General features: G+C 45.7%; 5 protein-coding genes. 2 read left to right on the top strand and 3 right to left on the bottom strand.

Annotated elements, in window-relative coordinates:
- Nucleotides 1–58: 58 nt before the first annotated feature.
- Together gap and QQL36_RS20285 are read right to left on the bottom strand one after the other, a co-directional pair.
- On the bottom strand, nucleotides 59–1,072 hold the full coding sequence (gene gap / locus QQL36_RS20290) for a type I glyceraldehyde-3-phosphate dehydrogenase (protein WP_321566605.1): 1,014 nt from the start codon (nucleotides 1,070–1,072) through the stop codon (nucleotides 59–61).
- An 83-nt stretch (nucleotides 1,073–1,155) separates the two neighbouring features.
- Nucleotides 1,156–2,148, bottom strand: a complete 993-nt coding sequence (locus QQL36_RS20285; protein WP_143708762.1) for a GlxA family transcriptional regulator — start codon at nucleotides 2,146–2,148, stop codon at nucleotides 1,156–1,158.
- A 520-nt stretch (nucleotides 2,149–2,668) separates the two neighbouring features.
- Between QQL36_RS20285 and QQL36_RS20280 the strand changes: the two genes are divergently transcribed.
- Nucleotides 2,669–4,963 (top strand): ABC transporter permease, encoded by a 2,295-nt coding sequence (locus QQL36_RS20280; RefSeq protein WP_321566604.1) that lies wholly within the window; start codon nucleotides 2,669–2,671, stop codon nucleotides 4,961–4,963.
- A gap of 350 nt (nucleotides 4,964–5,313) precedes the next feature.
- On the opposite strand, the gene QQL36_RS20275 is transcribed toward QQL36_RS20280, so the two are convergent.
- Nucleotides 5,314–7,803 carry a glycoside hydrolase family 95 protein gene (locus QQL36_RS20275; RefSeq protein ID WP_321566603.1) on the bottom strand — a complete coding sequence of 830 codons (2,490 nt, stop codon included), beginning with the start codon at nucleotides 7,801–7,803 and terminating at the stop codon, nucleotides 5,314–5,316.
- A 491-nt stretch (nucleotides 7,804–8,294) separates the two neighbouring features.
- Between QQL36_RS20275 and QQL36_RS20270 the strand changes: the two genes are divergently transcribed.
- Entirely contained in the window at nucleotides 8,295–12,308 is a 4,014-nt protein-coding gene (locus QQL36_RS20270) for a two-component regulator propeller domain-containing protein (RefSeq protein WP_321566602.1), read from the top strand.
- Nucleotides 12,309–12,334: the final 26 nt, after the last annotated feature.

Below are 12,334 nucleotides of genomic sequence, written 5' to 3'. Positions count from 1 at the left end.
CGATGGCATAAAATTAACTGGGGGCATGGCGGTACCCCCAGTGTTGAAATGTTTTATTTTAAGCGGTTTGTAAATCCTTCCGGGTCAGTTTCGCCAGCGCTACTGTCATTTCAGCTAAGCGATTAGAGATTCCCACTTCATTATCATACCACGCTACAACTTTCACCAGATTACCAATACTGCGGGTCAGCGTACCATCCATGATGGAGGAATGCGTATTCCCTAAGATATCAGCAGACACCAATGGTTCTTCTGTATATTCCAGCACACCTTTGAGACTGGTGTCTGCATAGGATTTGAAGAGATCATTGATCTCCTGTGCAGTAGCAGGTTTGATCAGGTTCACAGACAACTCTGCAATGGAGCCATCTATAACAGGTACCCGATAAGAGAACCCATCCAGTTTACCTTTCAGACCAGGCAATACATCACCGATCGCTTTGGCAGCACCTGTGGTAGTAGGAATGATGGATTGGGTAGCGGCACGGGCTCTTCTAAAGTCTTTGTGCGGGCCATCCTGCAACATCTGGTCCATCGTGAACGCGTGGATGGTGCTCATGAAACCGGAGGTAATACCGTATTCTTTTTCCAGGATATATAATAATGGCGCGATACAGTTGGTAGTACAGGAGGCGGTGGAGAGGATCTGATCGTCTTTGTCTATGATATCGTCATTCACGCCAACGACTACTGTTTTTACACCACCCGTAGCAGGTGCAGTGATCAGTACTTTAGCTGCACCGGCTGTAATGTGTGCCTGTGCTGCTTCTTTTTGGGTAAAGCGGCCAGTAGATTCGATGACTACATCTACCTGCAGCTCGCCCCATGGCAATTTTTGCGGATCTCTTTCACTGAGGAAAAGGATCTCCTGATCGTTTACGATTATTTTATCATCATGCTGTACGATAGTGCCGGGGAATTTTCCATGCGAAGTATCGTACCTGAGGAGATGCGCCAGTAGTTTTACATCTGTGAGGTCGTTGACAGCCACTATCTGAACATCATTTTTATCCTGTAATGCTCTTAAGGTCATTCTGCCTATTCTGCCGAAACCATTGATGGCTATTCTCATAACTTAAATTTTAAAGTGATAAATGTCCACCTCATCACATAAGATGTGATGCAGTAGTTATTTTAAAAAATTTCATTTTGCTTTTAGTCAGCGAAAGAGGTGCGGAAAGTGCGCCGGTAGTCGCTGGGGGTGACATTCATATGTCGAAGAAACACTCTTCTCATCGAGACCACACCTCCCAGCCCACATCTGGCGGCGATCTGCTCCATGCTGTAATCGCTGTCTTCCAGGTATTTTCTGGCTATTTCCACACGCAACTTTTCTACGAATTTGGCAGGTGTCATACCTGTTTCGCGGGTAAAGACGCGGGTGAAGTTGCGGAGACTCATGTTCAGGTGGTTTGCCAGTTCTTCCACACCGAGTTCTTTGTCAAGGTGCTCCAGCATCCAGGGGCGCAATTTTCCGGCGAGGGAGTTAGCTACGCTATGGAGTTGGAGGAGGTTGGCAAACTGAGACTGAAAGCCGGGGCGTTTCAGGTACAATACCAGTTTGCGGGCAACCTGTATGGCGACTTCCCGGCCATAGTCTTCTTCGACGAGGGCCATGGAGAGGTCTACGCCGGAGGAAACACCACCAGAGGTATAGACATTGCCATCTTTGGTATAGAATGGGTTGGTGTCTACATGGATGGTGGGGTATTTTTCCTGGAAGGATCGGCTGTGTTCCCAGTGAGTGGTGGCATTTTTGCCTTCGAGTATGCCAGCTTCGGCGAGGGCGTAGGTGCCGACACAGATGGAGCCAATGCGACGGAGGCGTGGGTAGTTGTTTTTAATCCAGTTAATGAGCCTGCGGTCTCCTGATTGGAGGAAAGCCATGGGAAAACCGGCTACGATAAGGGTATCGATGGGTCGGGTGATTTCCGCAAGGGTGACGGGGCAGGTCATGGTGATGCCACTTTTGCTGACAACGGTTTTTTCATCTCCATAGGCAGCGAGCAGGATTTCGTAGCCGGTGCCTTCGGTGCCGAGTCCTTCGTGGAGGATGCTGTCGGCAGCGGCAAAGACGTCGCAGGGGGCTGCGACATCGAGCATGTAGGTACCGGGCATAGGTACGATGACTACTAGTTTTTTTGCCATGGAGGTGAATTGTGATATAAAGGTAAGGGGTTTTGATGGTGGCGGGAAGGTCATAAATGATACAATTCCGGCCAAAGAGGGTTTTAAGGCGCCCGTTACTATCTAATTGAAAATCAATATCATTAAATATTACCCTGTTCGCTTTCGAAACGTATCCTGTACTGAAAACGGACAGTTTACATATTTTAAAATATGTATATTACTGATAAGACTCTTCTAAAAATATGGCATTTGTTTCGTGCTGCAAGCTTAACCGCTAAAACGATTATATGTTCAAAGGTATCTTTACTATAGCCTGGCGCAATCTTCGCAAAGACTGCCTGTTTACAATTCTCAACCTGTGGCTGGCTGGATGATGTTCCAGTGGTTACAGACCTTTGTCTATCGTATTCATGTAGGTGCGGATGTTTACTGCATAGCAGGTATAGCGACCTAATTGATTACATTCACTACCACCAGTTATAAAAGTATAAAGGCCGCACTGACCAACCCGGTAAAGAGCCTGCAAACTGAATAAACTATGTTTAAAATGAACCTGCGCCGGCTGATGCACGACCGGCAATCAACCATCCTCAACCTCGTTGGTCTCTCTACGGGGCTAGCCTGTGCATTGCTGATATGGTTATGGGTACATGACGAATTGCAAACGGATCGTTTCCATGCAAACGGTGACCGGATCTACCAGGTGATGGTCACACAGCAGCAGGGAGACCTGAAGAATACCAATAGTGGTACTTCAGGGGGATTAGGTCAGGAACTGACACGTACTATTCCGGGTGTTGAACAATCCGTGACCATGGCTCCACAAATATGGTTTGAGCCTTTTAGTCTCAGTGTTGGGAATAATACACTCAGTGCTACAGGAAATTTTGTATCGAAAAATTTCTTCTCTGTTTTCTCTTTTGATTTATTAGAAGGAAATAAAAATACCGTGCTTACTGATAAGCATTCAGTGGTGATTTCAAAATCACTGGCACTGCGGTTATTCCATACTACTGAAAATGTAGTTGGTAAAACACTGACCTGGAAACTATTTGACTTTACGCACCCCGCCATCATCACCGGGGTGTATAATGATATGCCTGCAAATAGTACTATCCGGATGGATTTTGTCTTAAACTTTGGTGCGTGGGTAGACCAGATACCCGTATCTGGTGAGCTGGGAAACGGAACAGGTCCATTCGAAACATATGTTTTATTGAAACAGGGTGCCGATGTGCAGGCGGCGATGGGTAAATGGCCGTTTAAAATAGAACTCTCACTCCGCAAATTTACAGACAGATATTTACAGGAAGGCGGCAAAATGGCTTATGTACGTATGTTTAGCCTGATTGCTATTTTCATTTTAATCATCGCATGTATCAATTTCATGAACCTGAGCACGGCCAATGCCGCAGGCAGGATGAAGGAAGTGGGTATCAGGAAAGCCATCGGTGCTTCCAGAGTTAGACTGATCAGGCAGTTTCTCGGAGAGTCTTTGCTGCTTAGTTGTATGGCATTGCTATTGGCGCTTGGCATTGTGCTTCTTCTAATGCCTGCGTTTAATGCGATTACGGGGAAGCAACTGTCTTTAAAATTAGACTATGTGGTGGTGGCGATCCCCCTGATAACAGGCCTTTTAGCAGGTAGTTATCCTGCATTTTATCTCACTGGTTTTCATCCTGTCGTTACTTTGAAGGGGAAATTTTTACAGACTTCCGGCAATGCATGGGCCAGAAAAGGATTGGTGATCTTTCAGTTTGTAATATCCGTCGTGTTTATCATTGCTGTATTGGTCATCTATCAGCAGATAAAATTTATTCAACAAAAAAGCCTTGGTTTTAATAGAGAAAATGTCATTTATTTCCAGGCCGATGGTCCTGCAATGGAGCGTAAAGATGCAATGATAGCCGGTATTAAGCAAATACCGGGAGTAGTGAATGCTTCCAGTATGATGCGCAATATCATCATGCCAGCGGGTATTCCTGAGTCGCATATAGAGTGGGATGGCAAAAACAAAGATCAACAGATCCGGTTCACTCAGATGCTTGTCAACTATGACCTGCCAGAAACACTGGGTATGACCCTGCTAAAAGGCCGTTCATTCAGCAGGGATTTCAGTACTGACAAACAAGGTGTGGTGCTGAATGAAACGGCGGTGAAGGCCATGGAGCTCAAGGATCCCATTGGGAAGACGATTTATACGGAGAATGTGCCGGTACAGATTATTGGGGTCGTGAAGGACTTCCATTTCAATTCACTGCACGATGCTATTCAACCCTATATCTTCAGACTCTGGCCGGAATATGCCATCATCACCATGGTGCGTGTACACGATGTACAAACGATTGATCGCATTGCTGCTTATTATAAGCAGTTCAATCCAGGATATACTTTCAATTACAAATTTCTGGATGATGCCGTGCAGGCGCAATATAAATCAGAGCAGGTGATTGGTAGTCTATCCCGCTATTTTGCAGGATTGGCGATATTGATTTCCTGTTTAGGATTATTTGGACTGGTTGCATTTACTGCTGAGAAAAGAAAGAAGGAGATTAGTATCAGGAAGATATTGGGCGCTTCTGTGAAGCAACTGGCGTTATTGTTATCCGGCGATTTTTTACAACTGGTGATGATCGCCATTGTGATTGCGTTTCCGCTGGCTGCATGGATGATGGAAAAGTGGTTGCAGGGATTTGCTTATCGTATTTACCTGCAACCCGGTATGTTTGTGCTGGCGGCAGTCGCTACTTTGCTTATTACCGTCTGTACAGTTAGTTTTCAATCTTTGAAGGCCGCGTTTTCAAATCCCGTGAAGGCTTTGAGTGCCGAGTAGTGTCTGGTGGGGTGTTGACATGCAGGAGGGGGTGTCTACGCAATCGGGGGGAAATAGAATTGAGTTTGATTTTCATAAATGAAAAAATCGCTTTCACCTTTGGTAAAAGCGATTTTTTCCGGGTGCGTCGAAGAGCAATCGAAGAACGATCGAAGAGTAATCGAAGAACGATCGAAGAGCGATCGAAGAACGATCGAAGAGCGATCGAAGAGCAATCGAAGAACGATCGAAGAACGATCGAACACCAATCGAAGAAGCATCGAAGAAGCATCGAAGAACAGTCGAAGAGCAGTCGAACAACAGTCGAAGAACGATCGAACAACGATCGAACAACAGTCGAAGAAACCTTGTTAGCGTTGTACCCTATATAATGTATAAGACTGACCTGCCTTTGTTTGCAATGCATACACAAAACCATGATCTGCATCCTTTGGCTTTACAGGCGCTAATTGTGCATTTCCATCAGCTTTAATACGTTGCGGTACACGCAGCATACAGGTTCCATCTTTAGTGGCGTGAATAGTAACACTGGTGAGCTGACCATCTTTCCATTTCATATCTACCGTGTAACCACCTTGTGCCAATAAGCCACTAATCTCCCCTGTACTCCAGACATCAGGTAATGCCGGTAATAAGTGGAGCGTACCTGTCTGACTTTGCAGCAGCATTTGCGCGATGCCTGAGGTACCACCAAAGTTACCATCGATCTGGAATGGCGGATGCGCACAGAAGAGATTTGCATAAGTACCACCGGCATTATGCATATCTACACCTCCTTCACCTGTGAGGTGTATTAATTCTTTCAGGAGTTTGTGTGCATGGTTGCCATCCAGCAGTCTTGCCCACGTATTGATCTTCCATGCCTTACTCCAACCGGTACCTCCATCGCCACGAATTTCAAGGCTTTTTTTGGCGGCAGCTGCCAGCTCAGGTGTTGTAATGGGAGAGATCTGATTGCCCGGAAAAAGGCCAAATAAATGAGAAATATGACGATGCTGAGGGTCTTCATCCTCCCAGTCCTTATACCATTCCTGCAAATTGCCTTTTTTACCAACTTGTAATGGGTATAGTTTCGCTAATGCCTGTTTCAAAGAATCTGCAAAGACGGCATCTTTACCTAAAACATCTGCAGCAGCGATCACATTCGTGAATAGATCATGAATCACAGAAAGGTCCATGGTGGAAGCCATAGATACGGCGCCATGTTCTCCCTTTTCTGTAATAAAGATATTTTCCGGTGAAGTAGACGGTGCGGTCACGAGACGACCTTGTTTGTCAGGAACCAGCCAGCCCAAACTGAATTGTGCTGCTGCGCGCATTACAGGATAAGCGGTATCTTTCAGAAAGACCTTGCTGCCACTAAATTCATAGTGCTGCCAGAGGAACTGACAGAGCCAGTTTCCCCCCATCATCCAATTGGCCCAGTTAGTATCACCTTTGCCAATATCGCCCACAGGATTGGAAATTGCCCAAATGTCTGTATTATGGTGCGCTACCCAGCCATTCATATGATAGAAGTTCTGTGCAGTATGTCTACCGGTCACGGCGAGTTCCATGAGCAGGTCATACAGCGGTTGCTGCATTTCCATCAGGTTACACTCTTCTGCCGGCCAGTAGTTCATTTCCGTATTGATATTAATGGTGTAGTTAGAGCTCCAGGGGGCACGCAGTTCCTTGTTCCAGATGCCCTGCAGATTGGCAGGAGCCCCTTTGGTGCGGGAACTTGAGATGAGTAGATAGCGACCGTACTGGAAATACAATGCTTCCAGAGAAGGGTCTTCCCCTCCTTGACTATAGCGGCGCAAACGTTCATCAGTAGGCAGTGCTGCCACGGCTTCACTACCAGCTATTGCAAAGTGTACCCTGTTGAAAAATCTGGTGTAGTCCTTTATATGACGGGTACGTAAATCGCTCAGGGAACGGGCTGCGGCCTTTGCCAATTGTTCGGAAGCGATCTTATCTTCATTCAGTCCATCTTTGTCAGGACATTTGTCATAGCCATTGAAACTGGTTGCACCGGAAACGATTACAGTGACATCTGTTGCATTTTTGACAGTGATGCCAGCTGTATCTGTTTTAATTGTACCGTCGACACTGATAGCTCTCAGTCTGACTTCGAAGCGCATACCTTTGCAACTGCCGGGTTCTTCATATATAATAGGTTCCTTATTATAATTGATATAACTAGGATCAGCCTGAGAAGGTGCTTTGCCTTTGAGGACCAGGTCTTTGCCGTTTACAATGTTCTGATAATGCAGCTGACTGTTGGCGCTGAGGGTAAAGTTCAGCTTTCCTTTCTTACTGGCTTTCAGATGGTAAACGATTACCTGATCTGCTGCAGAGATGAACATTTCACGGGTATATTGTACGCCGTTGCTGGTAAAGCGGGTGTTCGACTGAGCTTTGTTCAGGTCCAGGTCGCGATAGTAATCCTTTACAGAGTTAGCATCGATCTGCTGGCGAAGGTGTAAGTCTCCCATGGGGAGGAATGACTGTGAGTAGACGCCCTGCATTTTGCGGAGCAGGCTGTCGGCCTGGTGGTAGTTTTCATTGAAGAGGGCCGCTCTTACCTGCGGGAGGTATTGAGGTGCATCCGGATTGACGTTGTCTTTTACCGGACCACCCGACCAGAGGGTGGCTTCATTGAGTTGAATCAGCTCGTCGCTGACTTTTCCAAATACCATTGCGCCAAGGCGTCCATTGCCGAGAGGCAGGGCCTGGGTCCACTCCCTGGCAGGAGTGTTGTACCAGAGCTTTAATGAATCGGCAAGCTGTTGAGACCTGACTGTTCCGGCTGATAAAAGGAGCACGGATAGCAGTCCTATTTTGTTTTGTTTCATAAAGAGTGTAAAATAAAACTATATTGATCTAAAAGCAAGGTAAATGTAATGGAAAGAAACATGTCGCAAACGATTGCACAAAAAAGTTTGCTAAACCTTTGGTAATCATTTTAGCCCTCGTTACATTTGTTGTATAATTAAAAACAGCCACCCAAGGGGAAGTGAACAAGAAGAGAGAATGGTTGTTTCATGATGGAGATAAATTACCTTATTACATATAGCAAGCGCTGGAAGATTTTATGGACCTGAGTACCATAACGTGGAATTTTAGCACAAAGGTCGAATTCTTTCGACCTTTCTCTTTTTATATAGGTGATGGAATGGCCTGCGGCAGCAAGGAAGAGGGATCTTTCCCTGGCTGGCGCCAGATGGGCGGGATTGATAGTGAAGAAGCCTGATGCCTATTTTGATGCCTACATCCCTTTAACAGAAATTAAATTGTATTCCCGACATTTAATTATATTACACCACGTTTATGAAAATTTCTTAGTGTGACCATCCACAAATCGTTTTTATTCATCCTGCTGCTATTACCATTTACGTTACTTTGGGCACAAACACCACAGTCCCAATACCAATTCACCCGTATCGACATCACCCAGGGCCTATCCGCCAACCAGGTCAATTGCATTTATAAAGACAGCCAGGGCTTCATGTGGTTCGGCACCATGTCCGGCCTCAACAGATACGATGGTTACAACTTCCAGATCTTCAGACAAGATATCAGAGATACCACCACCATCGCCGACAACTTCGTCACCAGCATCATGGAAGGGCCCGAAGGCCTCCTCTGGATCACACATAGAAACGGACAAAACGTATTCAATCCGCAAATGGGAAACTTCCAGCGCGATCCGCGCCAGGCCCTCAGCAGATTTGGCGTACCTGTAGACAGCATCAATAATATTCTCAAAGACCTCGATGGCAACTTCTGGTTCGTCACACCCAAAGATGGCCTCTACCGCTACTCTCCTTCCAACAAAAAAACACTCCATCTCCTCCCGGGCACTCAAATATCTGATATGGCACAAGCCCCATCCGGCTTTTGCTGGATCATCCACACCAATGGCCTGCTGGAAAAAATGGATCCACATACCCAACAAATCGTTTCCAGAAATCAACTCCCTGCCCCCACTCCCAGCCCTTATCAGCTCATGGCTGACAAAGACGGCGACTGCTGGCTGTTCAGCAACAACGATGTGCAGGGTATTTACTGCTTTAACCAACGCTCAAAAACATTCACCCACTACGATCAGAACAATGGCCTGAATAACAACATCGTCCGCGGTGTTGTACAGGACAACCAGGGATTAATATGGGTTGGCACCGACCACGGTGGCCTCAACATTATCGATAAAAAACAACAAACCTTCCACTTCCTCACTAACAATAGCGAAGATCCTAAAAGCCTTAGTCAAAATAGTATTACCACCCTCTATAAGGATAACGCCGGTATCATCTGGATTGGTACCTACAAAAAAGGCCTCTGTTATTACCATGAAAACATGGTAAAATTCCCCCTGTACCAGCACCAGGCATTTGCATTAAACAGCCTCCCCTACGACGACGTAAATCGCTTCGCAGAAGACGCCAACGGCAATATCTGGATCGGTACCAACGGCGGTGGTCTCATTTACTTTGACAGAAATAAAAACACCTACAAACAATACCTGCATAACCCATCCAACCCTAACTCACCCAGTGGCAATGTGATCGTTAGTCTCTGGATCGATCACGAGCAAAAACTATGGGTAGGCTCTTACTTCGGTGGACTGGATTGCTTTGATGGAAAACGTTTTATTCACTACCGTCATGATGCCAATGATACCAACAGTCTAAGCGATAACAGCATCTGGGAAATATTTGAAGACAGTCAGCAAAGACTCTGGATCGGGACTTTAGGTGGAGGATTAAATCAGCTCGCAAACAACAAATTCATTCGCTACAACAATAAAGTACACTCACCCTACATCTCCGCATTTCTCCAGGATAAAAAAGGGAACCTGTGGATAGGCACCGCCGAAGGCGTAGATGTAATGGATCAAAAAGGAAATTTCACCCACTACGATGCCGATCCTAAACAACCCGGCAGCCTCAGTCATAAAAACGTCCTCTGCCTGTTTGAAGACAGCCAGGGACAAATATGGATCGGCACCAGGGAAGGATTAAACCTTTTTAATCCCAACACAAAGCAATTTAAAATTTTCAGAAGAGAAGATGGTCTCCCTGACAATACTGTACTAAACATTTTAGAAGATAATAACCACACGCTCTGGATGAGCACCGCCAATGGTTTATCCAATATGCGTGCACAACAACAGTTTAAAAATTACGATCAGTCAGACGGATTACAAGGTAGAGAATTCAACGAAAACGCAGCGCTAAAAACACGCAATGGAGAACTCCTTTTCGGTGGTGGAAACGGCTTCAATTTATTCTATCCACACAATATCGCTGTCAACTCAAACATTCCACCAGTCGTACTCACAGACTTCCAGGTCTTCAACAAAAGCATGTCTCCCGGTGAGTCGCTGAATGGCAGAACACTCTTATCTGCAACCATCAATCAAACAAGACATATCACTTTAAAATATAAGGAAAACGAATTCTCTGTCAGCTTCGCTGCATTGAATTTCTTTCATCCTGAAAAGAACCAGTATTCCTACATGCTGGAAGGCTTTAACCACGAATGGCTCACGAGTGATGCAGGCGCACGCACTGCCACTTACACGAACCTCGATCCTGGTGAATATATCTTCAAAGTAAAAGCCTCTAACAACGATGGTATATGGACACCACAACCACTGGAATTACGCATCACCATCTTACCACCATTCTGGCGAACACCGCTGGCATTCATCATTTATGCCCTACTCATCATAGGCGCCTTAATCATTGGCAGGCGTGTAATTCTTGAAAGAGAAAGATTCCGTGCACGCATTGCACAGGAAAGACAGGAAGCACGGCGCATGCATGAATTAGATTCGCTGAAGATCCGTTTCTTCACAAATATAAGTCATGAATTCCGCACGCCGCTAAGCTTAATTATTACGCCTTTAGAAAGACTACTGAAAAAAGATATCGAAGGCAATGTACAGCAACAACTCGTGCTTGTACAGCGCAATGCACGCCGCTTACTCAACCTGGTAAATCAACTCCTCGACTTCCGTAAAATGGAAGTACAGGAAATCAAATTATACGCTACAGAAGGTGATATCATTGCGTTCATCAAAGAACTCACCACCTCTTTCTCGGACCTGTCCGAAAAGAAACAAATTCACCTCGACTTCCATAGCAATGTGCCAGTGCTGACCATGCTCTATGACCCTGACAAGATTGAAAAGATCCTGTTCAATTTACTCAGCAATGCATTTAAATTTACCCCTGACCAGGGCAATATTTCCATTGACTTACAACTGCAACAAAACGGTTTGCTGGCCATCATAGTAAAAGATACTGGTATTGGTATACCTCCCGATCAACAAGACCGTATTTTCGAACGTTTTTTCCAACACGACATACCCGATTCACTCGTCAACCAGGGCAGTGGCATCGGCTTAAGCATCACCAAAGAATTTGTAAAACTCCATGGTGGCAGTATCAGTGTAGACAGTGCCCCCGGCATGGGTAGCGCCTTCACGGTGTTACTGCCTGTGAATGGCATTCAGACCGCTACCAAAGGAGCTACGCAACACACCTCCATTATGGAGCCGCAAATACCTGACGCCACACCTATCTATACAGGCAAAAAGCCCGTTATTCTCCTGATCGAAGACAGCGAAGATTTTCGTTTTTATCTCAAAGATAATCTTGGTCAGTACTTTCACATTGTTGATGCGCCCAACGGCCTGGCTGGCTGGAATATTTTACAAAATACCCTACCCTCGATCGTGGTCAGCGATGTAAGTATGCCCGAAATGGATGGTTTGGAGCTCTGCCGTAAGATCCGGCAACAGCCCCGTACGGCACACCTTCCTGTCATTCTCCTCACAGCCCGTGCAGCGGAGGAAGACCAGCTGGAAGCCCTTGACAATGGCGCGTCTGAGTACATTACCAAGCCATTCAACTTCGAAATGTTGTTGTCACGCATAAGGAATATCATAAATCAGCAACAATCCCTCAAAAAGACCTTCCAACAGCACATAGAAGCACATCCGGAGGAAATTGCCATCTCCTCACAGGACGAACAGTTTATTCAGCAGGCATTACAGATAGTAGAGAAGAATATTTCCAACCCGGACTTCTCTGTAGAAGAGCTGAGCCGTGAACTTTTCATGAGCAGAGTCTCTGTTTACAAAAAGCTACTATCATTAACAGGTAAGCCCCCGATTGAATTTATCAGATCCATAAGACTCAAGCGGGCAGCCCAATTGCTCGAAAAAAGCCAGTTAACCATCGCCGAAATAGCCTACGAAGTCGGCTTTAATAACCCCAAATATTTTTCCCGCTATTTTAAGCTCGAGTACGGTGTTTTGCCCTCTGCCTACAAGGGCCGCAACGATTAAGATAACCACTGTCAGGCATACCCCAA

Origin of the sequence: Chitinophaga sp. LS1 (genome assembly GCF_034274695.1) — a bacterium.
Taxonomy (GTDB): Bacteria; Bacteroidota; Bacteroidia; order Chitinophagales; family Chitinophagaceae; genus Chitinophaga.
The sequence above is the reverse complement of the archived record's forward strand: the minus strand, read 5'-3'. Positions and strand labels throughout refer to the sequence as shown.